The sequence below is a fragment of the Citrobacter sp. Igbk 14 genome (assembly GCF_028069825.1).
Taxonomy (GTDB): Bacteria; Pseudomonadota; Gammaproteobacteria; order Enterobacterales; family Enterobacteriaceae; genus Citrobacter.
This window is the reverse complement of the sequence record NZ_JANEWM010000011.1, coordinates 19440-40448: the sequence shown is the minus strand read 5'-3', so window position 1 is coordinate 40448 and position 21009 is coordinate 19440. Positions and strand designations below refer to the sequence as shown.

Here is a 21009-nt window from a genome sequence, read left to right as displayed (position 1 = left end):
TTGGTCGGTGGCACCGGACGTAGATCCCGCCTTGTGCGGGTTTTACGTTAGCCTTCGTGAGCCATCTGGTCGTGCGAAGCGCAACGTCTGGAACAATATTCGTTCTCTTTACGCGCCAGCTGTGAGCCGTTGCGATAGAGAAGGGTACTTTTGATTACTTCTTCCGGTTTAACCGGCTTACTGCAGTAACCGCATTTTGTTGAGTTACACATCAGGATTTCCCTTCTGCGCAAGCAGGTAACAAAAACGACGAATAATCACTTCTACCCAGTTCAGTGTTACGGCCTGCTGCCGGACTGATTTGCGTGCAAAGTCTTTCATCTCACCCTCGATACCTTGTCGCTGGAACTAAGTGAACTTCGCTGGTGGCGCCGTGATGCTGATCTTCACAGTTGAGCGTTTTAACTCTGCAGTTCACCACCGCGAAGCTCACTTCTGTTTTGCCTTATAGCCGGCCAGCTGAGCGTTAAACCTTATGCGCTTAGTGTTTCGCGATGAGGTGATAATGTACCATGAGTTCACTGAAGTAAAGTACCTAAAGTACATTTTAATAAATAAGTTAGTTCAGTTGGTCATAATTCTATGAACTTTAAGGTAATTTATTTTTTATTTGATTCCTGTTATGCTCAAAAAAACATCAGAGGAGCAAAGAAATGGAACGTGACGAGCTTGAAGAAGACCGCGCAGCATTCATCGCCGGCGAGATTGGAGGTGCAGTTGTCAGTCTGATAGCTAACGGGATAGTGATAAGCCGCGATGCGATAGTGAATAGCCTAGAGGCTAAGCGCAGGGCGGTGGGGAATGTGATTCACAAAGGTGTATTGCGGGATGCGGCTGCGATGGTGAGAAGAGGGCAGTAAAAACCCGGCGCGGTGGCCGGGTTGTAATTTCTAACTCATAGATTTTATTTTTTCGAAGGTCAGAGGGAATCTTATCTTTGATAATCCAACACTTGAGAAAGCTGCTGTGAGTTTACTTCTAAAATCCAAATACACTAGGTTAGATAATAATGTGGCTTTAAGTTCATCATCAGCTTGATGAAATACATCAGGCTCTAAGACATTGAATTTATAAGCGATTGTAATTTCTACTTTTAGTGGGTTTACTTCACCTTCTGGTATGTCATTAACTTGGCTTTTGCATCCCAAAATTAAATAGCAACATTTATCCTCTTCATTATCATTAAGCCCTAACTCAATGATAAAACTTAGATTTATTCCATCATCTTTGGGTATCGCATCACGTGTAAAATCAATGAATTGCTTTCTAGTAGAGATTGCTTGCAATTCTACACTGCTTAAAAGTCTTAACATGCTGAAACTGAGCTCCATCCTTGTTCATTGATATCGTCAAAAGGAGATATGGAACTAATCGCCCGAGACTCGTAGTTGTCGTCGCCGTTGATATGGTCTAGTGCGATCTTAAATTGACCCCTACGCGAATATGCAAATTCAGATTGGTCAAATAAAGCTCCATGACTTCTCAAATTAGTAATAGATATCAAGCTATTCCTGAAATCTTCAAATAATGATGTTCTAATTACTGTTTCCTGAACAGATCTGTAAGACGTAATGCAAGTCAAAATGTAGGAGTTGAGACTTACGCCTTCTTCTTCAGCAAGTTTTATACAGTTGGCATGAACAGATTTAGGAAGACGAAGTGTCACCCGTCCTGAAACATTAGTATCTGCAAAATTTTTAGGTGATGGGAAATGGGTTCCTTCTGCAAAACACATTTCCTGCCCAGTATTGATAGTGTCTATGGCAAGTTCATATGCTTCATCACGAGTTTCACCAAACTCCAATATGTCTGGGAGTTCTTCCACTCTTGCAACCCAGTAGACGTCCTCATCCATACGCTCTTTGCGTACTGAAATGGTATATTCTTCTGCGTTATACATGATTATTCGCCTTATAGATTATTTCTAACTCTTCTTTGTACTTCTTTAGCGTGGATAGAACTGTTCTTCCATAACATGGTTTCACGGATTTTGCTGTACCATGTCCGCAGTCTATGCCTATTGTGCGAAATTCACTTAATCTTGAAAGTTCTGGGTGCGTAAGAACCTTATGGTTATCACTTTTTCCTGATTTCGCATTAAAACCCAGTTCTTCTAGATATAAAAGTAAACCCGACCTCCCCCCACATCCAATGGTTTTGACTCTTCTCTCTAAATCTTCAATGATAAGTTCTATTCGGGTCATTTTATGTTCTTATCTTAGTTGACACTACAGGTGGTGTCATCATGAAAATTGTAATTTCGGATTACTATGTATTCAACTGTTCATCTGCTAACCATGCTTACGGTAGGTCTGCGGCATGCTACCGATCACCTTTCCGAATACGAATATTTTGTTCATCTCTGCCTTCTCAATCGGCTCCCACGGTCGATAGGTCTGGTTGTCTGAGATGACCAAGAGTTTATCTTTCATCTTCTGAAGTCGCTTCACATGGGATGTGTCGTCATAAATGAAAGCGTAAATCCCATCACCATCAAAGTGTTGAACGCTTATATCGACAAACAGCAAATCACCAGGCTCAATCGTTCCAGACATGCTGTCACCGCGAACGTTGATGATGCGGATCTGTTCCTGTTTACGACCATTAAACATCTGACGCGCATCTTCTACTGAGTACTCCACGGAGCGTAATACTTCTACGAACTCACTATTGATCACGCCCGGCCCAGCGCTAACAGCTACATCGAGTACGTCTATACGAAATGTTTCGGTCGATTTCTGTAAGTGCCCCTCCGCAATACCATCAGCCACGCTGTCACCTAGCAGGTAAGCTGAAGTTGTACCTATGCTCGCAGCAAGCTCTTGCAGCTTCCCACGCCTTGGAATTGATTCCCCGTTAAACCATTTGCTTACAGCTTTTGGTGTCAGCTTCATATTTTTGGCTATTTCAGCCTGACGACCATGTACCGGCAAACCAGCTTTATCGCAGGCCAGCGCTAGCCTATGGGAAAAGTCTTTTCGCGCTTTTTCTTCCTGAACCATAGGTTCAATCATAATATCACTTGCGTGAACTATCAGTTCCAACATAATATGTACTTACAGTTCAATTTGAGGGTCAAAGAATGCAACCTATTAGTCTTGGCGAAATCATCAAAATGATTCGCGTACCTGTAGTAGCAAAAGCTTGTGAGCGCAGTCCGCGCGCAATTTACAAATGGATCAATAGCGGCTGTTTACCACGCACTGATTACACCGGTGAGACGGATTATGCGTCGAAGATTGCTGAAGCTTCAGAGGGGCGATTTACCACCACCCAAATTCTTGAGATCAGCAAACCAAAAGCAGCCTGACAGCAAATTAACCACGAAAGGGAAAGCACTATGCAATCACTTACGTACCAACAAAATACCGGATTCCATTCGTCCGCGATGATAAATCGCACTCAACAAGAGCATGGCGATAAACATGATGCCATTCGTGACGCGGTCCGCTCCTGGGCTGGTGCCGATGGTCAGGACGTAGTTACGGCTCTGATTATCGAAGAGTACCAGGCTCAAGGGGGAGACGACATCGCTTTCCCTGACGATCTCTGCCGAAAGCGCCAGAAGCTTTTCCGCTTCCTGGACAACCATTTCAACAGCGAACGTTACCGCGAGAACGTCCGCCAGCTGACTCCGGCAATCCTCGCAGTTCTGCCGATTGAGTTCCGCAACCGCCTGCTGCCAGAAGACAACATCATGGCTCGCCTGGCGCGTATGGAGAAGGAAACCAGTGAAGCGAAGATAGCTGTCGCAATGGATGCGCCACGGCATCAGAAGCTGAAAGAGCTGAGTGAGGGGATCGTGGAGATGTACCGCGTTGACCCTGGCTTAACCGGTCCGCTGATGGAGATGGTGCAGCTGATGTTGGGGGTTGTATGACGGGTTCAAAAATGGCGAAAGCCGCGGTGCTAGAACACCAACGGCTTTCAGGTGCAAAAACTGAGCGTAATTGCGGAGAGCAGTATGTCAAATACCGCTGAAATATTCAAATTCCCCACACAGCAGGGGAAACAGGAGAGCAGCATGGCTGATCTGGAGAAAGGCTATTTGCGCCTGGCCAACCAGATTCAGGATGCCCTGTGTATCGTCGAGCTATCCGGGCGCGAGTTTAGGGTGCTGAATGCTATCGTTCGTCTGACCTATGGCTGGTCTAAGAGTTCTGACCGCATCGCCAATAGCCTCATTGCAGATAAAACGACGCTGAAGGTGAAGCACGTCTCTGAGGCCGTGTTGAGCCTTGCCTATCGGAACATCATCATCCTGCGCCGCATTGGGCAAACCAGATACATAGGGATTAATACCAGCCTGGATAAATGGGCGTATACCAAGCCAAATTGCATGAAGTGTCCAGCGGTGTTTCCTGCTGCTGAAGTTGTTACATGGGTTATTACCATCCCCGAATTCAGGGATAGCAATTTTACCCATTCAACCATCCCTGAAAACGGGGATAACCATCCCCAAAAACAGGGAGAGGTATCCCTGAAAACAGGGAACACCAAAGACATTCTTCCAAATACAAATATAAATACAGATCTAACCCCCTCTAATCCCCCAAAGGGGAAGGGTAAGTTTGACCCGCTGACGATTCCCGTTCCTGAGTGGCTTGATTCTGTGTCCTGGAATGAGTGGGTTGCCTACCGCCAACAGTCTGGAAAAGCCATCAAGACCGAAATGACGGTCACCAAAGCTTTCAAGTTGCTCAAGGCTTGCCTGGATGAAGGGCATGACCCGGTTGATGTGATCAACACCAGTATCGCTAACGGATATCAGGGACTGTTCAAACCGAAATTTGCTCTCAACGACCGCAAAACGGGCAGGGATGTGAATCGCATTTCTGAGCCAGATAAAACCATCCCAACGGGGTTCAGGGGGTAAGCATGCCAAGACCAAATACACCAGAAGAGCAGGCGGCACTTATCAGAGTGATCATCGAAGAGGTGAAAATCCGCGGTCGTTTAACCGTTAGTGAGGCATCACAGATGTTGTCGCTGCATCGTCAGACTGCTGAGAAGTATTTCCGCGTAGCAGCCGAACGCGGCGAACTCATTCGTTACGGTCGTCTTGGTTTGTTCAGGGACCAGAAGGCTGTGATTGATTTCGATCTCCAGCGTTTTTCATACGGTTCGAGTAAGCCTGTGACTGAGTTGCCAGCAGATTTTCGGGGAAGTGCAGTTATGCGCCGGGTTATAGATATCGTAGGGAGAATGCCAGCATGAAACCATCATACGAAGAATTAGAGAAAAAATGCGCATTGCAGCAATCAAAACTGGCTGCGATTAACGAGTTGATGAATGTCGTGGAAAAGGCCAGTGATATTGCAAAAGCAGGTATCGAAGAGCTGCAATCACAAAACGCAGACATGGCAGTACAGCTCGCTAACGCCGAGAGCAAGCGCAGGGAGCTGGGGACGGAAAATGCTCATGCGCGTGAGCGCCATGTATTCATCCGTGCGTTGGCAGTTTCGATTCTTGAGCATAGCGGCGGCCGCATGGACTGGCGTGGCGCGATGGAGGACGCAACCGAACTGCTGCAAACGGTGGATTCCGTATATGCAATAACCCCAGCCACCGACGCTTTCTTGGCTGAAGTGCGGGCGCAGGGTGTGGAGAGGTTGGCGAATGCCTGGTACGCGATTGCAAACGAAACGGACACAGGGATTAACATCAGCGATTCATCTCGCCTGAAATATCGCCAACGCGCAGATGACGCTGCTGATTTCGCGAATGAAATCCGTAAGGAGGCAGCCCAATGACAGCACTCAACAAACAGGCGCCGATCAAACATCCCGCAATCCGTTATCACGGTGGCAAGTTCCGTCTGGCGCCATGGATTATCGATCAGATGCCAGAGCATGTTTGCTATGTAGAGCCATTCGGTGGAGCGGCTGGGGTGCTACTTCAAAAACCGCGCAGCTACGCAGAAGTCTATAACGATCTCGATAGCGAGGTAGTGAACCTGTTTACTGTCCTGCGAGATCCAGACATGAATCAGAGTCTGCGTGATGCCTGCGCATTAACACCTTACTCACGTGATGAGTTCTGCGCAGCCAGGGAGATCGTCACGGAACCTGTAGAGCGCGCCCGCCGCATGGTTGTCCGCGCATGTATGGGTTTTGGCTCTGCATCCGGTATCGGTGGTAACTCGGGATTTCGCAGTGACAGCAAGCGTAAATACGCAACTGCTGCGCATCTGTGGGAGCGCTATCCAGAGAACCTGGCTGCGATATGCCAGCGCCTGCAGGGTGTCATTATCGAGAACAAAGACGCCCTGGCAGTGATGCGCGCCCACGACGCCGATACCACTCTGCATTACATAGATCCGCCTTATGTGCCGGAAACGCGCGTACAGGGTAACCGCTATTACAACCATGAAATGACCGTTGAAGGGCATGAGCAACTGTTAGCTGTGGCCAGAACGATGACCGGCATGGTGATAATCAGCGGCTATGACTGCGAGTTGTACAACGACATGTTGCTGGGTTGGACCAAAACCAAAAAGGCATCACGTATCAGTGCAGGGCGCGGTACGAAAGTGCGCACTGAATGCCTCTGGTTTAATCCGGCAACACAGCGTGAAGCGGCGGCCGCTGGCATTGGCGTGAAGGGGGAGTGATGGAACCTCAACTGGAATACGCTACAAAGCGCATCGCCGAACTGGAAATCTTGCTACTGGTGGATAGCAAAGACGTTGCTAGCATGCTTCAATAGACGAGATGTGGGGTGATGGTTATTAAAATGACTTATTTTGGCTGGTTAGTGGGTGAAAATGAATATTAAGACGCTCTTAATTAAGGCTTTATGTGGCACGTTAATCACATTGCTGGTACTTGCGGGTATCTTGAGTGTCTACATTTACGGTAAGGGTGCTGATGCTATTATCATCTGCATTGCGTTTTATGCCGTATTGATTGATTGGGCAAAAACAAGAGGGTGCTGGGAAAGAACTCGACTATTAAAATATTACGTGGTTCTTCTCTCACTGGCTGCAATAAATGCCTGGCAAGTTTTGAGCCACTTAGATGTGACTGGGGCGTATAACATAAAACTGGCTCTTCTCATCACGTTAGGTGTGGTTATAAAAATGACGTTTTTTTCTTTACTTCTTCTGCCGTGGAGAAATGAAAAGGCTGTGGTTCGGGTGATATAGAAGAGTTTCATAGAACTTTAGGGTTACATCATAGTAATCAATTTCTCTATTTAAACCCGCTACGGCGGGTTTTTCACTCTCTATTGAATATGCTATTTTTTATGCAATAAGAGCGATTAGTCGGACGCAACTGGGGAATGCATGGATTCAACGAACGACGAAGAAAAACGTATAGAATTTGAAAAATTCATCATTGAAAGGTTTGGTGATGCAGTTGATCTCCGCAGAGCGAAAAATGGCGGTAATGGATATATATCATGGGAGGCGGCTGTAGCATGGATTGTCTGGCTGGAGCGTCCATTGCATCATAAAACCAATTCGACAGGGACTGAACCAGCCTGATACTGCGGTTTTTTCTTGCATTGATTTTCCATTATCAACTGTACATAATGTCAGTGTCAGCCTGAGCAACTGACAACCTTATGCGCCACGGAGAGCATCATGGCGCAGTTACAACTAATCAAGCAGTCATCAGGAATCCTGATCCCCGCTACGCCGGAGACCAGCGATTTACTGCAATCGAAAATCAAACTCGGTGCCGTGCTGGTGGCTGAGTTCCGGCAGGTACGCAACCCGGCTTTTCACCGTCGCTTCTTCGCATTACTCAATCTCGGATTTGAATACTGGGAACCTACTGGCGGGGCGATCTCTTCCAACGAACGTAAATTGGTGACCGGGTACGCTAAATTCCTTGCCTCTTTCGCGGGAAGTGAAGCTGCACTCCTGGATGCGGCTGAACAGTATCTGGACCGCATCGCCGATAAGCGCGCAGGTAGCATCAGTATCTGCAAATCCTATGACGCATACCGTGCATGGGTGATCGTCGAGTCTGGCCACTACGACGCTATTCAGCTACCTGACGGTACCCTTCGCAAACATCCACGCAGCATTGCCTTTGCCAACATGGACGAAACCGAGTTCCAGCAGCTGTACAAAGCTGCGTTCGATGTTCTGTGGCGCTGGGTATTGTCCCGGGCTTTCAAGGACCAGCGTGAAGCCGAGAACGCCGCCGCTCAGCTCATGAGTTTTGCGGGGTGATGGCGATGAAATATTCCTGGTTCCACCATCACGAATGCACAACCGAACAGGCAGACGAGCTGGTGGCTAATTACCGCCGCCGTGGCGTAAAGGTTGAGCGCAGTCTTAACCACGACAACATCACCTGGACTATCAGCGCGCAGCTGCCGGAAAGCGAGAGGGCGCCGCGCCCAAGCCGTGTCTGGCAAAGCAAGGTGTGGGGGTGATCATGGCTAAATTGCCGCGCCGTAAGTGCGCGAACAAAGAATGCCGGCAGTGGTTTCACCCTGCGCGTAACGGGCAGTTGGTGTGCTCCTTCGGGTGTGCCAGCGTCGTCGGCAAAGAACAGACCAGAAAAGCTCGGGAAGCCTTACAGCGTAAAGAGCTTGCCCGGCAGCGCAATGCTGAGAAAAAAGAACGCGCCACTTGGCGGAAACGGAAAGCAGCTGCTAAGCCGCTGAAGCACTGGGAGGATTTAACCCAGCGCGTCGTCAATGACTATATTCGCGAGCGTGACCATGATTTGCCATGCATCAGTTGTGGGACGTTCGACACCGTCCAGTGGGAAGCAGGTCACTACCGCTCACGCGGTAAGGCATCACATCTCCGCTATCACGAAGACAATATTAATAAACAGTGTCACCACTGTAACGTTCAGCTGTCGGGAAATCAGCAGCAGTACCGTCTTGGGCTTATCGAGAAAATCGGCTCTGTTCGCGTCGAGGCGCTCGAAAACAACAACTTTCCGCACCGATACACAATCGAAGAACTCGAAGCCATCAGGAAGCGCTACAGCGCACTTCGTCGTGGATTAATTAAGAGCAGGGAGGCCGCATGACATTTGAATCCTATTTTGCTGATCACCTCCGCGTTCGTTGGCAACGATTGCGCTTATATCACTTTCCCGGCTCTGTGCTGACGGACTACCGAATACTGAAGAATTATATCAAAACCATAGGCGGTGCTGTATGAACACTCAATTTCTCGAATACGTGCGCCAGCAGCTGATGGTGGCCACCGCTGATTTAAGTGGTGCTACGAAAGGGCAGTTAATGGCCTGGTTGGAGAACGCGCAGTTCGATACTGGAACGTTTAAACGTAAAAAGCCTCGAGTGCTGGATGAAGTGACCGGGGAAATGATAACACTGGATAACCCACCAATCCCCGGCAAGCAATCGCATGCCAAGGGGTCGCATATTCCGCTGGTGCAGCCGGTTGAATACTCCACCGCATCGTGGCGCCGTGCGCTGATGGCGCTCGAAGAGCACCAGAAGGCCTGGCTTCTATGGAACTACAGCGAGAATGTGCAGTGGGAGAATCAGGTGCTGATTACTCAGTGGGCATGGGGCGAGTTCAGGGCTCAAATGGGCACCAAGAAAGTGGCCGGAAAAACGATGGACAGGTTGAAAGCCTTAATCTGGCTGGCTGCGCAGGATGTTAAAGCAGATCTGGCCGGGAGTGAGGTGTATGAATACCAAAAGTTGGCGGAGCTGGTTGGCGTGGCTAAGTCGACCTGGACAGAAACCTATCTCCCACACTGGCTGGCAATGCGTAGCATCTTTACGCGGCTCGATAGCGGCGCTCTGATATCAGTAACGCGATCACGTTCACAACAAAAGGCGACAAATTTGGATGTAAGTCTTGCAAAACCGAACTGAAATGGATATATTTCGTGTAAATCTGATATTGTGCCATTGTTGTATGCACTGGCAGTAAATGAGTTTTCGAGCCTGAGGTTAACGCCTTGGGCTTTTTGCTTTATAGCGATTTAAGAATTTCTAAAACCACTCTGAGACCAGCCCCGTATAATTCCCCCATACATATAGGAGGGGATATGGATAACGGGTTTTACTGGATCCAGTTTAACGGGACTGCTCAGGTGGCATATTTTACCAATGAGATTTTTGAAGACCTGGAGACAGGTAAAATGATCACTGGAGTCTGGCATCTAACCAGAGGCGACGACATCTGCCATAACGGGGAAGCTGAGGTTCTCGAAGGACCATTGCAGCCACCGCAATAAAAAATACCAAACATCCAATCCCTGGCTTCCCGCCGGGGATTTTTCATTTCAGGCTCACGGGAATCATCCGCTACGTGCTTTGTTGATAAATTCAGCCCGTGAAGCCTGACCCTTTTCATACACACACAGCGCCATCCGAAAAATCGGAGGTGAGGCTATGACCAGAATGAGCACCATTTACAGCAGACTTTCATATGGAACAGGAACCACGCTGACCGGCTGCGGTGTATCAGCGAAGGCATATGCCGAAACAGCTAAAACAGCAAAAGAGGTGTCCTGGATGTTGGCCGACAGAATTGCAGGGTTAAGCCTGAGCGACTGGGCAATTATTGTCGGTATCGCATGCACTGTTATCACCTGTGCAGTGAACTGGTATTTCCGCTGGAAAGAACGGGAGGATCGGCGCAATGGCTATGCCACCAAAGCTGAAGAATAAACTGAGCGCAGCGGTCGTTGGTTTGATTCTTGCCGGGGCTTCCGCACCCGTTATTCTCGATCAGTTTCTGGATGAGAAAGAGGGTAATAGTCTGACGGCGTATCGCGACGGCGGAGGAATCTGGACAATTTGCCGTGGCGCCACGATGGTTGATGGCAAGCCGGTAGTGCAGGGCATGAAGCTGTCAGCTGAGAAATGCGCCCAGGTAAACGCCATTGAACGCGATAAAGCGCTGGCCTGGGTGGACCGCAATATCAAGGTACCACTGACAGAACCACAGAAAGCCGGGATCGCGTCTTTTTGTCCCTACAACATCGGCCCCGGTAAATGTTTCCCGTCTACGTTTTATAAGCGAATAAATGCTGGCGACCGTGAAGGCGCCTGTGAAGCGATCCGCTGGTGGATTAAAGACGGTGGCCGAGACTGTCGCCTGACCAAAGGCCAGAAAAATGGCTGCTATGGGCAGGTAGAAAGACGAGACCAAGAAAGCGCTTTGACGTGCTGGGGGATAGACCAGTGAGCCTGCGCTATCGGTTTATTGCCATTTTGCTGCTGGTGTCCGTTGCATTCATTGCTGGGAATGTATGGAGCAGCCGCGGTTGGGAAAAGAAGTGGGCCGAGCGTGACAGCGTAGAATCATCGCAAACAGCGAACGCACAGACCGCAGCCCGCATGATTGAACAAGGGCGTATTATTGCCCGTGATGAGGCTGTAAAAGATGCACAAGCACAAGCGGCTAAATCAGCTGCCACTGCTGCTGGTCTGTCTGCTACTGTTAGCCAGCTGCGCACCGAAGCAACAAAGCTTGCCGCCCGCCTGGACGCCGCAAAGCACACCGCAGATCTTGCCGCTGCCGTCAGAAGCAAAACAGCCATGGCCGACCCTACAATGCTTGCCAACATGCTCGGAAGCCTTGCAGAAGAAGTTCGATATTATGCTGAGCGAGCTGACGAAAGCTACCGGGCAGGAATGACATGTGAGCGTATTTACGACTCGGTGAGAGAGTCAAATAACGGGAACTGGCAAAAAGCGGGGACGAATCCCCGCAGATGATTAGCCTACCTTGCGGTAGCCGTAAACATTTTTGATGTGTTGGTGAAAGTAAACGCCTTTTGACCCGGCTGAAAGCAGGCCCAGATGTACTGTCGATGGAACACCTGAATACTGATAAATGCCGCCACCATGAAAGGCAATTTCAAGAACGTTTGTAGCGGGATCATATCCTACTGACTGGAGATTAGAAGATGAAACAGGTTGACGAATCAAAGCGGTTTCCTCGTTTGAATGGGAAAGGTCCCGAGGAAATCGTAGAGCTATTCAAAGGGTATAACTTTGTCGACGATCATGGTCATCGACTGGATATGTGCCAGGACTTCAAAGATTTGGTTGAGCTTGCCAGTAAAGCGCAGGCCTGACCGCATTACAGAAGTTCTTCACAGAGGGGCTTCGATAATGTATTGCCGCAGTTGATATTTTTAAACTTGGCCCCAATCTTCTAATAGACACAGATAGGCTGTGGTAAAAGGAGAATGAAATGCTTGATGGATATTTTGGTCTGACTGACCCTGGGGTTTCGAGAGAAGAGCATCAACGCTTACTTGCGGTTAAGGCTGCACTGGAGATAGCTAAGGCATCGGCTTCTTCGGCGTCAGGGGACTCATCAGGTGGGACGATGTATCAAGATTTAGACTTTGCGGCTAGTAAAGTGTCTGAGCTAGCAGATGCAATTCAGGATGCATTAGACCTTGAAAGTGAATAATTCCCCCTTATGAGGGGATGTTGTTATATGACCATCACAAAGGCCACTTTCGAGTGGCTTTTTATTGCCATCACCATGGGCAGACCAATCGTAATGGAGTAAAAAAGAGGTGCTATTGATCAGCCAGGATTTATTAAATCTGTTCAGACATAGAGTTTGTGGATCTTTTCATCTCAAGACTGGAGGTCTGTTTGACTGGCAAGGCGTAAATGTTGAAAGTATATGTCGATCTCACTATTCCCGGAACATCAATGCAGACGGTCTTTTTCTGAAAACTTGGCGGGAAAGATGGCAGGTTTTCCAACGTTTCAACATAAAAGGATATGTCGTCGGCGTTTCTTTCGAGAAACTTTACTTTCCCAATTAATGGGCAAGGGAGAACTGTTCTTTGTTGGATTACATGAATAAAGTGAGAGGTTGGTGAAACAACTTTCCTTGAGAGGTCGGATAGGATGCCTCTTTGCACCTGTTCAAGAAGCAAATCTCGCGGATAGTGGTGTTTCAGTTCTATGGTGGCGATGCAGTCACTTTCCTCATTGCCCTGTCGTGTTGGATTGTAGATTGATAAGTCAACAGCACCGATCCTTAGTTTCGGATGTTCACTAATAGCAATCACTGAATTCATCTGATTGATGATAACGACCAGCTCGTCTCGAATCTGAGTCTCATGCTTCCGGTTGTAAAAGTGAGCATTCAACTCATTCAGTTTTTTTTGCATCCTTTCATGTTTGATCGCTTGGAATAGCAATTCCTGAATCATCGTATCCCTTAATTTATTCAAAATAGTAGCAAGGATTATACATGGCAAAACCGGACTGGGGAGCTTTGCAAAACCAGTTCCTTGCCGAGCATGCTGAATCAGTAATTTCCTAACAGCATTGGAATCAAGCGAAGACGTTGTATATTACTTGATAATTCTGTGGGTTAAAATGATGAGAAGGGCGCAGCTGTGATCGCGCCCTTTAAAATTATTGAGATAGAATTTCCTTAAGGTATCTAATCAGATCGCTTTTTTTTGCACCAGTACACGCAGACAAACCATCGCTTAACTCATCAATTGTTTTTCCTATCGGGGATGGTCCTGCAGATGATCTTGCGAAGTAAATACCATTTTCATAGCCGATGTCGTATGTGATTTTGTTGAATTCAACTCTAACCATAGCCACTCCTACCAAGTCTAAAATGAAATAAACTATGGCACTCACCGACAAGCAAGAAATGTTCTGCCGCGAGTACCTCATCGATTTAAACGCTACGCAAGCGGCTATTCGGGCGGGGTACAGCGTCAAGACTGCAAACCGCATCGCCGCTAAGTTGTTGTCAAAAGTTGACATCCAAAACAGAATCGCCGAACTCAAAGCGAAGCGCAACGAAGATGTGGGTATTGATGCCGATTATGTGCTCCGTCGCTTGGTTGAGATCGATCAGATGGACGTTCTGGACATTCTCAATGACGACGGCAGCCTCAAGCCGATCACCTCATGGCCAAAAGCCTGGCGAATTTCTCTGACCGGCTTGGACATCAGCACGACCATTCAGAACTTCGACGAGGAGACGGCGGAAACCATCCTCAAAAAGGTTAAGTGGCCGGATAAGGTCAAGAACCTTGAACTGCTCGGCAAGCACATCAAAGTGCAGGCGTTCAAAGAGCAGGTTGAACAGAAGGTCACAGCAACCCACAGCATTATGCCGGTCCCGTCCTGCGATAACGTCGACGACTGGGAAGCAGCAGCACAGAAACAGCAGAGCGAGGTTCTTGGTGGATGAATTACAAAGCCGTCTGGAAACCTTTGCCGGGATCGCAATCGCTCTCCCTGAGCTGCCCATGTAACGAGATCCTCTACGAAGGAACGCGCGGACCGGGTAAAACTGCCGCGCAGCTGGCGCGCTTTCGTCGCCTGGTTGGTCTGGGCTATGGCTCGTTCTGGCGTGGCGTGATATTCGATACCGAGTATAAGAACCTCACCGACATCATTACCCAGTCAAAGCGTATGTATCGCCTATTTAACGACGGCGCACGCTATCTGGCATCGGCCAGTGAATTACGTTGGGTATGGCCTACTGGCGAAGAGCTGCTGTTCCGCTTCGGGAAGGAAGAGGGTGATTACTGGGATTATCACGGTCAGGAGTTTCCGTTCATCGGCTTCAACGAGCTGACCAAACAGCAGTCGGGTGAGTTCTACGAAATGATGTTCTCCTGCCGGCGCTCATCGTTCCGGCCGGAAAACTATCCGCTGGATGATGGCTCGCTGCTTAGACCGATCCCCCTGGAGACGTTCAGCACGACCAATCCGTTTGGCATTGGCCATACCTGGGTAAAGAAACGCTTCATCGAGCCAGCGCCGCGCGGCACTATCATTCGTGAAACGCAGAAGGTGTTTAACCCGCAGACCGAACGTGAAGAGGATGTGACGCTGACGCGAGTGGCTATTCACGGCTCGTTCAAAGAGAACCCGTACCTCGATCCCCAGTACATCGCAACGCTGATGGCCATCAAAGACCCTAATCGCCGCAAAGCGTGGGTAGAGGGCTCGTGGGACGTCACCAGCGGCGGGCGCTTTGACCACCTGTGGAATGCATCGCTGCATGTCATTAAGCCGTTCCGCATACCGGATAGCTGGACCGTCGACCGCTCCCATGACTGGGGCGAGTCGAAGCCGTTCTCTAACCTCTGGTGGGCGCGCGCCGATGGCACCGCAGCAGAGCTGCCGGACGGTCGCCAGTTCTGCCCACCTGCCGGGTCGCTGATCCTGATTGGCGAGTGGTACGGCTGCCCGCCTGACGAGCTAAATAAAGGCCTCAATATGTCCTCGACGAACGTCGCCAAGGGCGTTGCGTGGGTTGATAAGCGGTTGGTGGGTGAAGAGGTCGCCGAACCTGAAGAGATAAAACTCAACGGAGTGACACAGGGGCAGTTAAACATCAGGCCTGGCATCTGCAAGAAGATTGCGACAGGCCCTGCTGATGGGGCGATCTATAACACTGGCGATGATGAGCTATCGATTGCCCAGAAGATGGAAACACAGGGCGTTAAATGGGTGCCATCCAATAAAAAACCGGGCTCTCGCGTGAACGGTGCCGCCTTGTTCGCTGACATGCTCGAAGCGGTCATTGAAGGTAAAAAGCTGGAGTCAGGGATGCCCGAGAAACCAGCGTTTTACGTCTTCGAGTATTGTCGTGGCTGGATAAGTCGCGTGCCTGTGCTCGTTCGCGACAGCAAAAATCCAGACGACGTAGACACCCAGCAGGAAGACCACGACTGGGACGGCACGCGCTACGCAGTGCTGCATTCACCGCCGAAGAAAGTCGGCAAAGTCACCAACCTACGGATTTAATGCCATGCCTGATATTTCAACACCCAATCTGGACTATGGGAACATGGTGCAGGCGTGGGACATTAACGACGCCCTGATGGGCGGTACGCTGTATATGCGCCAGCTTGGTGAGGCATATCTGCCACGCTGGCCGAAAGAAGATAAAGAGGGCTACAAAAAGCGCCTGGCAGTGGCAACGCTGCTCCCAGCGTACGAAGAGACGATTAACCAGAACGTTGGGCGTGTATTCGCTGAGCCAATCCAGTTGGGTGAGAACGTCCCGGATGCGCTTCGCGAGTTTGCAAAGGACGTGGATCTGGAAGGTAGTCGCCTTGACGTTTGGGCGCAGGCGTTCTTCAGCCTGGCGATGCAGTATGGCCTATCTCATGCGCTGGTGGATTATCCCCGGGTAGACGCAGAACAGGTAAAGACCAAAGCAGATGAGAAAGCTACTGGCGCGCGGCCATATGTAACGATGCTCAATCCCCGACAGGTAATTGGCTGGAAGTCAAAGATGACTGCAGGCAAGGTCGTGCTCACGGAGCTGCGCATCAAAGAGGTGGTAGTCGAGGACGGTGATGACTTCGGGCAGACAAAAGTCGAGCAAATTCGATTGCTAACACCTGGACTGGTGCAGATTTATCGTAAGGCTACCGGCGATAATGCACAGGCGAACTGGGCGCTACACGAAGAATGGCAAACGTCGCGGCAGGACATCACGCTGGTCACGCTCTACACCAAGCGCACTGGTTTTATGTGCGGTTCTCCTCCGCTGTTGAATATGGCGCTGCTGAACGTGAAGCACTGGCAGAGTCAGAGCGAACAGGACAACATCCTGCACGTAGCGCGCGTCCCGTTGCTTACGGTATTCGGCCTGGAGGATGGGCAGGAACTGGTAATTGGCTCTTCGTCTGCAACTCAGTTCTCCGATCGACAGAAACAGGGGCTTGAATATGTCGAGCACACTGGAACGTCAATCAGTGCCGGTAAAGAGTCCCTGACTGACCTGGTAGAGCAAATGCGCCAGGCTGGCGCGAAGCTGCTGCGTACCGACAATACCTCGACCAAGTCTGTTGACCAGACCTCAGAAGAGAAAATGCAGGAGCAATCGCCGCTCTACACCATGGCAACCAGCCTTGAAGATGCAATCGACAATATCCTGCAGATTATGGCTGAGTACATCGGTGAATCCGAAGGCGGTAACGTTGATGTCCGCACTGAACTGGATGTTGAGTCGAAAGAGTTCAATCCTCCGGCAGCGCTGGCCATCCAGTCGCTGCGCCAGGGCGGCGATATACGTCGTGTTGACGCGATTAAGTCGCTCCAGAAGCTCAACATCATCGATGCTGATGCAGATCCCGATGTGGTGCTGAGTGAACTACTGGTTGAATCAGCCTCGCTGACCGAACCGCCACTAGGTGAGGTGTGATATGGCTCGCTCAGTTAATGATCGCCTGCAGGACGAGACGATAGCGCACGGCCTGTATGTGAACCGCTACGGTACTGGCGTTGCCCGGCGCATGGTGGCGTTGCTCAGCAAGATGGATGCTGACCTGGCTGCCAAACTGCTGGTGCTGCTGGATGGTAAGCGCGCTGATACCTACAGTGCCCGCCGCCTGGCTTCGCTTCTGGCTGGTGTGCGGGACCTCAACCAGCAGGCCTACGAACCGGTTAATGCCGCGCTTGCCCGAGAGCTGACGCGCTACGTTGAGTATGAGGCCGGGTATCAACTGGACTTGTTCAGCAGTGTCATTCCGAAACAGATACTCCAGCACATTCCGCTCCAGAACATTGCTCCTGAGCAGGTTTACGCCGCGGCTGTAGCACAGCCATTCCAGGGGCGTTTGCTGAAAGAGTGGGGCCAGAAACTCGAATCGGATCGCCTGGATAAAATCACCAACGCTGTGCGATCCGGCTTCCTCCAGGGCGAAACAGTAGAGCAAATCGTCAAACGTGTTGCTGGTACGCCGAAACTCAACCGTGAAGACGGGATAATCAATGCCTCCCGGCGTGACCTGGCGGTTGTGACCCGTACTGCGGTGAACCATATGGCCGCCTCAGCCCGTCAGGACTTCGCTCGGGCAAACAGCGACATCGTGAAGGCCAAACAGTGGTCATCCACGCTTGATACCCATACGAGCCAGTGGTGCATCATCCGCGACCGCAGGCTTTACACCCTCGACGGCAAGCCGCTGGGGCATGTGGTTCCGTACCTGCGCGGCCCCGGCAAAATCCACTTCTGCTGTCGCTCCGGCGAAATCCTTATTACGAAATCGTGGGAGGAATTGCAGATACCACCTGACGAACTGAGCAACGCAACCAGGGCGTCCATGGACGGCCAGGTGCCAGCACATACGAGTTATGCCGACTGGCTCACCCGGCAGCCGTACGCGCGACAGGAGCAGGTGCTGGGAGTTACTCGCGCCATGATGCTTCGCGACGGAAAAATCACGGTACCAGAGATGTTCAACGATGCCGGTGAGTTCCTGACCCTAGACGAATTGCGCCGCGTGGATGCGTCGGCGTTCCAGTAGCACAAACCCCATGAACATCAGGCTGCCTCCGGGCGGCTTTTTTTATGCCTGCCGCTGAGCGGATGCGATGCGGTGACCGGGTCGGATGACCTACTACCAATGGCCGGAAGGCTGGAGCAAAACAATGAAACTCAAACTCGATGCTAACGGCAATGTGGTCGTTGAAAACGGGATGCCTGTCTACGTACATGATGACGGCAAAGAAATCCCGTTCGACGCGGTCGCAGCGATGACCAAAATCACCTCATTAAACGGTGAAGCAAAAACTCACCGCGAGGCGAAGGAAGCGGCGGAAGCCGGTCTCGCGAAATTCGCTGGCATCACCGACCCGACCAAGGCGCTTGAAGCCCTGGAGATGATGACCAAAATCGACCAGAAGAAACTGATCGACGCTGGTGCCGTTGACCAGGTGAAGGCCGAAATCACCAAGGCATTCCAGCAGCAACTGGACGAAGCCAATGGGCGCAGCCAGAAACTGGAAACCCAACTCTACGACGAGATGATCGGCGGCCGCTTCGGTGGTTCGAAGTTCATTTCCGAGAAGATGGCGATCCCGGCTGAGTTCGTGCGTTCCCATTTCGGGCAGAACTTCAAAATCGAAGACGGCAAGGTCGTGGCCTACGACGGGCAGGGCAACAAGGTGTTCTCCCGTACCAAGCCTGGCGAACTGGCTGGTTTCGACGAAGCGCTGGAATCTCTGGTCGAGTTGCATCCGCAGAAAGACTACATCCTCAAAGCGTCCGGTAACAGCGGCGGCGGCTCGCAGCAGTCGCAGCATCAGGCCGGGCAGAAAACCATGAAACGCGGTGCGTTTGACGCTCTGGATGGTGCAGGCAAGCAGGCTGCGCTTAGCGATGGCGTCAACATCGTCGATTAATTGAAAGGAGCCATAAATGGCAGGCAACACCCTTACTGGTCTGATCCCGACCATTTATACTGCACTGAACGTTGTTTCCCGTGAGCAAACTGGGTTTATTCCAGCCGTTGCGCGAAATGCAAAAGCAGATGCCGCAGCCAAAGGCCAGATTGTTCGTGCGCCAGTTGCGCCAACAGCTAAAACTGAAGACATCACCCCCGGAGCCTCCGCGCCAAACACTGGCGATCAGGTGATTGATGGGGTTGATGTAACCATCACCAAGTCCAAAATGGCCCCGGTCAAGTGGAACGGTGAAGAACAGTTGGCGCTTGGCCCGGCTGGCACCTACAACATTATTCTCGCAGACCAATTCCAGGAGGCGTTCCGTGCGCTGGCAAACGAAGTGGATGCAGACCTCGCGGCGCTGTTCTTTAACTCGTCCCGCGCTGTTGGTGCACCTAAGGATACCCCGTTCAGTATCAAAGACGACCTGACCGATGCGGCACTGGCGCGTCAGATTCTGACCGATAATGGTGCTCCAACTACTGATATGCGCATGGTGCTTGGCGGTGAGGCAATGGCATCTATTCGTGGTAAGCAGTCTGTGCTGTTTAAAACGAATGAGGCAGGAACTGACCGGATGCTGCGTGAAGGCATCATCGGCAAAATCATGGGGTTCAATCTCCATGAGTCATTCAATATCGGCCGCACCTCGAAGAGCACAGCTGCTGGCTATAAGGTCAATGGCGCGAAGGTGGCTGGCGACATCATTGTTGCTATCTCTGCTGGTACAGGCGGGATCGCAGCTGGCACCGCGGTGAAATTTGCCGGAGACGATAACCAGTACATGGTTGTGGCTGCCACCTCCTCAAGCATCACCATCAGCGCTCCTGGTCTGCGTCAGGATCTGGCTGACCAGGCTGCGGTCACTGTGCTGAGCGAGTTTGCGCCAAACATGGCCTTTGCCCGTAACGCATTCCTGCTTGCGAGTCGCACCCCGGCGATGCCAGAAGGTGGTGATACCGCAGATGATGTCATGAACGTGACCGATCCGGTTTCCGGCATTACCTTCCAGGTGGCGCTGTACCGCCAGTACCGCCAAGTGCGCTATGAAGTCGGTCTGTCGTGGGGTGTTGCTGCCGTTAAGCCACGCCACGCATGCATCATCATGGGCTAACCAATGGGGCTTCGGCCCCTTTGTTTTTCAGGAGGCCAAATGGCCGGATTGACCAAAGAGCAGCGCGCGCAGCGTGAGGCTGAAAAGCTAGCGGTGCAGAACGACGCTGAACATGCTCCTGCTCAGCAGGAATCTACCGGCAATGAGCTGGTGGTCATGGTGCGTGATACCCCAGAGTTCCCCGGCGGTCCGCTGAGCGCCGAGGTTCACCCTGACGAAGTTGATAACTGGCTGGCGCTGGACTGGCGTCTGGAGGAATAACCATGCTGGTGGCCGATCCTCATTCGCCAGATTTCAACACCTACGCCAGTGTTCTCAACCTGCGCACATTCGCGGCAGGTCGCGGGTATACCGCTCCTGCCGATGATGGCGAGTGCGGCCAGATGCTGATGCAGGCGATGGATTATCTGGAGGGGCAGCAATGGCGCGGGCAGCGGTCCAGCGCATCACAAGCGCTGTCCTGGCCGCGCGCAGGTGTTCGCTTCGACGGTGTTGACCTGCCGGACGACGCCATCCCGCAGCGTCTGGTTGATGCTCAGTGCCGACTGGCCATCGAATCGCAGGAGATTGACTTAACGCCTTCGGTTGCTGGTGGCGGCGCGGTGACGATGGAACGCGTCGAGGGTGCGGTAACCGTTCAGTACGAAGCGGGTACCAACAAGGCTGCACCATCATTCCCTTGGCTCTACTCCTTGCTGCGAGGGCTGGTGGTCGGCGGCAATCAGGTCCGTATTGAAAGGGGCTGA

Annotated in this window: 36 protein-coding genes and 1 pseudogene; 28 read left to right on the top strand and 9 right to left on the bottom strand. The window is 51.0% G+C overall.

Going from position 1 to position 21009, the window contains the following annotated elements; all coding sequences use genetic code 11:
- Positions 1–47: 47 nt before the first annotated feature.
- Positions 48–212, bottom strand: coding sequence for a YdaE family protein (locus NNN64_RS06440; protein ID WP_271440866.1), 165 nt, complete (start codon positions 210–212; stop codon positions 48–50).
- Positions 205–321, bottom strand: a pseudogene (locus NNN64_RS06435) (hypothetical protein); the annotation flags it as partial. The gene NNN64_RS06440 and the pseudogene NNN64_RS06435, both read right to left, overlap by 8 nt.
- A gap of 332 nt (positions 322–653) precedes the next feature.
- On the opposite strand from NNN64_RS06435, the gene NNN64_RS06430 reads away from it, so the two are divergent.
- The gene (locus NNN64_RS06430) at positions 654–860 is read left to right on the top strand and encodes a hypothetical protein (RefSeq protein WP_271440865.1); all 207 of its coding nucleotides are present in this window, start codon (positions 654–656) and stop codon (positions 858–860) included.
- 30 nt (positions 861–890) lie between these two features.
- Here NNN64_RS06430 and NNN64_RS06425 read toward each other — a convergent pair whose 3' ends face one another.
- The 4 genes from NNN64_RS06425 to NNN64_RS06410 form a co-directional block, all read right to left on the bottom strand.
- Positions 891–1313, bottom strand: a complete 423-nt coding sequence (locus tag NNN64_RS06425; protein ID WP_271440864.1) for a hypothetical protein — start codon at positions 1311–1313, stop codon at positions 891–893.
- Entirely contained in the window at positions 1307–1900 is a 594-nt protein-coding gene (locus NNN64_RS06420) for a type II toxin-antitoxin system HicB family antitoxin (RefSeq protein ID WP_271440863.1), read from the bottom strand. The genes NNN64_RS06425 and NNN64_RS06420 overlap by 7 nt, the downstream gene beginning before the upstream one ends.
- A complete protein-coding gene (locus NNN64_RS06415) occupies positions 1893–2204 on the bottom strand; it encodes a hypothetical protein (protein WP_271440862.1) in 312 nt (103 codons plus the stop codon). The genes NNN64_RS06420 and NNN64_RS06415 overlap by 8 nt, the downstream gene beginning before the upstream one ends.
- Before the next feature lie 87 nt (positions 2205–2291).
- Positions 2292–3014 (bottom strand): XRE family transcriptional regulator, encoded by a 723-nt coding sequence (locus NNN64_RS06410; protein WP_271440861.1) that lies wholly within the window; start codon positions 3012–3014, stop codon positions 2292–2294.
- Between the two features lie 68 nt (positions 3015–3082).
- Between NNN64_RS06410 and NNN64_RS06405 the strand changes: the two genes are divergently transcribed.
- The 17 genes from NNN64_RS06405 (at position 3083) to NNN64_RS06325 (ending at position 11676) form a co-directional block, all read left to right on the top strand.
- Positions 3083–3310, top strand: a complete 228-nt coding sequence (locus NNN64_RS06405; protein WP_016156713.1) for a hypothetical protein — start codon at positions 3083–3085, stop codon at positions 3308–3310.
- Positions 3311–3340: 30 nt separating this feature from the next.
- Positions 3341–3880 carry a toxin YdaT domain-containing protein gene (locus NNN64_RS06400; RefSeq protein WP_271440860.1) on the top strand — a complete coding sequence of 180 codons (540 nt, stop codon included), beginning with the start codon at positions 3341–3343 and terminating at the stop codon, positions 3878–3880.
- 84 nt (positions 3881–3964) lie between these two features.
- Entirely contained in the window at positions 3965–4876 is a 912-nt protein-coding gene (locus tag NNN64_RS06395) for a replication protein (protein WP_271440859.1), read from the top strand.
- Positions 4877–4878: 2 nt separating this feature from the next.
- Complete coding sequence (locus NNN64_RS06390) at positions 4879–5217, top strand: DUF977 family protein (RefSeq protein WP_048235134.1); 339 nt, start codon at positions 4879–4881, stop codon at positions 5215–5217.
- On the top strand, positions 5214–5753 hold the full coding sequence (locus NNN64_RS06385) for a hypothetical protein (RefSeq protein ID WP_271440858.1): 540 nt from the start codon (positions 5214–5216) through the stop codon (positions 5751–5753). Before NNN64_RS06390 ends, NNN64_RS06385 begins: the two co-directional genes overlap by 4 nt.
- Positions 5750–6613, top strand: coding sequence for a DNA adenine methylase (locus tag NNN64_RS06380; protein WP_271440857.1), 864 nt, complete (start codon positions 5750–5752; stop codon positions 6611–6613). Before NNN64_RS06385 ends, NNN64_RS06380 begins: the two co-directional genes overlap by 4 nt.
- Positions 6614–6760: 147 nt before the next feature.
- Positions 6761–7147, top strand: coding sequence for a hypothetical protein (locus NNN64_RS06375; RefSeq protein WP_271440856.1), 387 nt, complete (start codon positions 6761–6763; stop codon positions 7145–7147).
- A 141-nt stretch (positions 7148–7288) separates the two neighbouring features.
- Positions 7289–7489 (top strand): hypothetical protein, encoded by a 201-nt coding sequence (locus tag NNN64_RS06370; protein WP_075847211.1) that lies wholly within the window; start codon positions 7289–7291, stop codon positions 7487–7489.
- A 96-nt stretch (positions 7490–7585) separates the two neighbouring features.
- The gene (locus NNN64_RS06365; RefSeq protein WP_271440895.1) at positions 7586–8185 is read left to right on the top strand and encodes a DUF1367 family protein; all 600 of its coding nucleotides are present in this window, start codon (positions 7586–7588) and stop codon (positions 8183–8185) included.
- Complete coding sequence (locus tag NNN64_RS06360) at positions 8185–8391, top strand: hypothetical protein (RefSeq protein ID WP_271440855.1); 207 nt, start codon at positions 8185–8187, stop codon at positions 8389–8391. Before NNN64_RS06365 ends, NNN64_RS06360 begins: the two co-directional genes overlap by 1 nt.
- 2 nt (positions 8392–8393) lie before the next feature.
- The gene (locus tag NNN64_RS06355) at positions 8394–9002 is read left to right on the top strand and encodes a recombination protein NinG (protein ID WP_271440854.1); all 609 of its coding nucleotides are present in this window, start codon (positions 8394–8396) and stop codon (positions 9000–9002) included.
- Positions 8999–9136: a YlcG family protein gene (locus tag NNN64_RS06350; RefSeq protein WP_016156248.1), complete on the top strand. Its 138-nt coding sequence runs from the start codon at positions 8999–9001 to the stop codon at positions 9134–9136. Before NNN64_RS06355 ends, NNN64_RS06350 begins: the two co-directional genes overlap by 4 nt.
- A complete protein-coding gene (locus NNN64_RS06345) occupies positions 9133–9822 on the top strand; it encodes a bacteriophage antitermination protein Q (RefSeq protein WP_271440853.1) in 690 nt (229 codons plus the stop codon). Before NNN64_RS06350 ends, NNN64_RS06345 begins: the two co-directional genes overlap by 4 nt.
- Positions 9823–9998: 176 nt before the next feature.
- A complete protein-coding gene (locus NNN64_RS06340) occupies positions 9999–10187 on the top strand; it encodes a hypothetical protein (protein WP_271440852.1) in 189 nt (62 codons plus the stop codon).
- A 157-nt stretch (positions 10188–10344) separates the two neighbouring features.
- Positions 10345–10623, top strand: coding sequence for a phage holin (locus NNN64_RS06335; RefSeq protein ID WP_001568784.1), 279 nt, complete (start codon positions 10345–10347; stop codon positions 10621–10623).
- The gene (locus NNN64_RS06330) at positions 10595–11143 is read left to right on the top strand and encodes a lysozyme (RefSeq protein WP_271440851.1); all 549 of its coding nucleotides are present in this window, start codon (positions 10595–10597) and stop codon (positions 11141–11143) included. Before NNN64_RS06335 ends, NNN64_RS06330 begins: the two co-directional genes overlap by 29 nt.
- Positions 11140–11676 (top strand): DUF2514 domain-containing protein, encoded by a 537-nt coding sequence (locus NNN64_RS06325; protein ID WP_271440850.1) that lies wholly within the window; start codon positions 11140–11142, stop codon positions 11674–11676. Before NNN64_RS06330 ends, NNN64_RS06325 begins: the two co-directional genes overlap by 4 nt.
- Here the strand turns inward: NNN64_RS06325 and NNN64_RS06320 are convergent, their stop codons facing one another.
- Entirely contained in the window at positions 11677–11889 is a 213-nt protein-coding gene (locus NNN64_RS06320) for a KTSC domain-containing protein (RefSeq protein ID WP_071684699.1), read from the bottom strand.
- Between NNN64_RS06320 and NNN64_RS06315 the strand changes: the two genes are divergently transcribed.
- Together NNN64_RS06315 and NNN64_RS06310 are read left to right on the top strand one after the other, a co-directional pair.
- The gene (locus NNN64_RS06315) at positions 11868–12038 is read left to right on the top strand and encodes a hypothetical protein (RefSeq protein ID WP_271440849.1); all 171 of its coding nucleotides are present in this window, start codon (positions 11868–11870) and stop codon (positions 12036–12038) included. The genes NNN64_RS06320 and NNN64_RS06315 overlap by 22 nt on opposite strands.
- Positions 12039–12157: 119 nt before the next feature.
- Positions 12158–12382, top strand: a complete 225-nt coding sequence (locus tag NNN64_RS06310) for a hypothetical protein (RefSeq protein WP_271440848.1) — start codon at positions 12158–12160, stop codon at positions 12380–12382.
- A gap of 133 nt (positions 12383–12515) precedes the next feature.
- Here NNN64_RS06310 and NNN64_RS06305 read toward each other — a convergent pair whose 3' ends face one another.
- Together NNN64_RS06305 and NNN64_RS06300 are read right to left on the bottom strand one after the other, a co-directional pair.
- Complete coding sequence (locus NNN64_RS06305) at positions 12516–13142, bottom strand: hypothetical protein (protein WP_271440847.1); 627 nt, start codon at positions 13140–13142, stop codon at positions 12516–12518.
- A 208-nt stretch (positions 13143–13350) separates the two neighbouring features.
- Positions 13351–13542, bottom strand: a complete 192-nt coding sequence (locus tag NNN64_RS06300) for a hypothetical protein (protein WP_271440846.1) — start codon at positions 13540–13542, stop codon at positions 13351–13353.
- A 34-nt stretch (positions 13543–13576) separates the two neighbouring features.
- Here NNN64_RS06300 and NNN64_RS06295 point away from each other — a divergent pair, with 34 nt between their 5' ends.
- The 8 genes from NNN64_RS06295 (at position 13577) to NNN64_RS06260 (ending at position 21009) form a co-directional block, all read left to right on the top strand.
- Positions 13577–14149 (top strand): terminase small subunit, encoded by a 573-nt coding sequence (locus NNN64_RS06295; protein WP_271440845.1) that lies wholly within the window; start codon positions 13577–13579, stop codon positions 14147–14149.
- A complete protein-coding gene (locus NNN64_RS06290) occupies positions 14146–15717 on the top strand; it encodes a terminase (protein WP_271440844.1) in 1572 nt (523 codons plus the stop codon). The genes NNN64_RS06295 and NNN64_RS06290 overlap by 4 nt, the downstream gene beginning before the upstream one ends.
- A 4-nt stretch (positions 15718–15721) precedes the next feature.
- Entirely contained in the window at positions 15722–17125 is a 1404-nt protein-coding gene (locus NNN64_RS06285) for a DUF4055 domain-containing protein (protein ID WP_271440843.1), read from the top strand.
- A 1-nt stretch (position 17126) separates the two neighbouring features.
- On the top strand, positions 17127–18230 hold the full coding sequence (locus NNN64_RS06280) for a hypothetical protein (RefSeq protein WP_271440842.1): 1104 nt from the start codon (positions 17127–17129) through the stop codon (positions 18228–18230).
- Between the two features lie 124 nt (positions 18231–18354).
- Positions 18355–19107, top strand: coding sequence for a DUF6651 domain-containing protein (locus NNN64_RS06275; protein ID WP_271440841.1), 753 nt, complete (start codon positions 18355–18357; stop codon positions 19105–19107).
- Between the two features lie 16 nt (positions 19108–19123).
- Positions 19124–20263, top strand: a complete 1140-nt coding sequence (locus tag NNN64_RS06270; protein WP_271440840.1) for a P22 phage major capsid protein family protein — start codon at positions 19124–19126, stop codon at positions 20261–20263.
- Positions 20264–20302: 39 nt separating this feature from the next.
- Positions 20303–20524 (top strand): hypothetical protein, encoded by a 222-nt coding sequence (locus tag NNN64_RS06265; protein WP_271440839.1) that lies wholly within the window; start codon positions 20303–20305, stop codon positions 20522–20524.
- A gap of 2 nt (positions 20525–20526) precedes the next feature.
- Positions 20527–21009 carry a DnaT-like ssDNA-binding protein gene (locus NNN64_RS06260; RefSeq protein ID WP_271440838.1) on the top strand — a complete coding sequence of 161 codons (483 nt, stop codon included), beginning with the start codon at positions 20527–20529 and terminating at the stop codon, positions 21007–21009.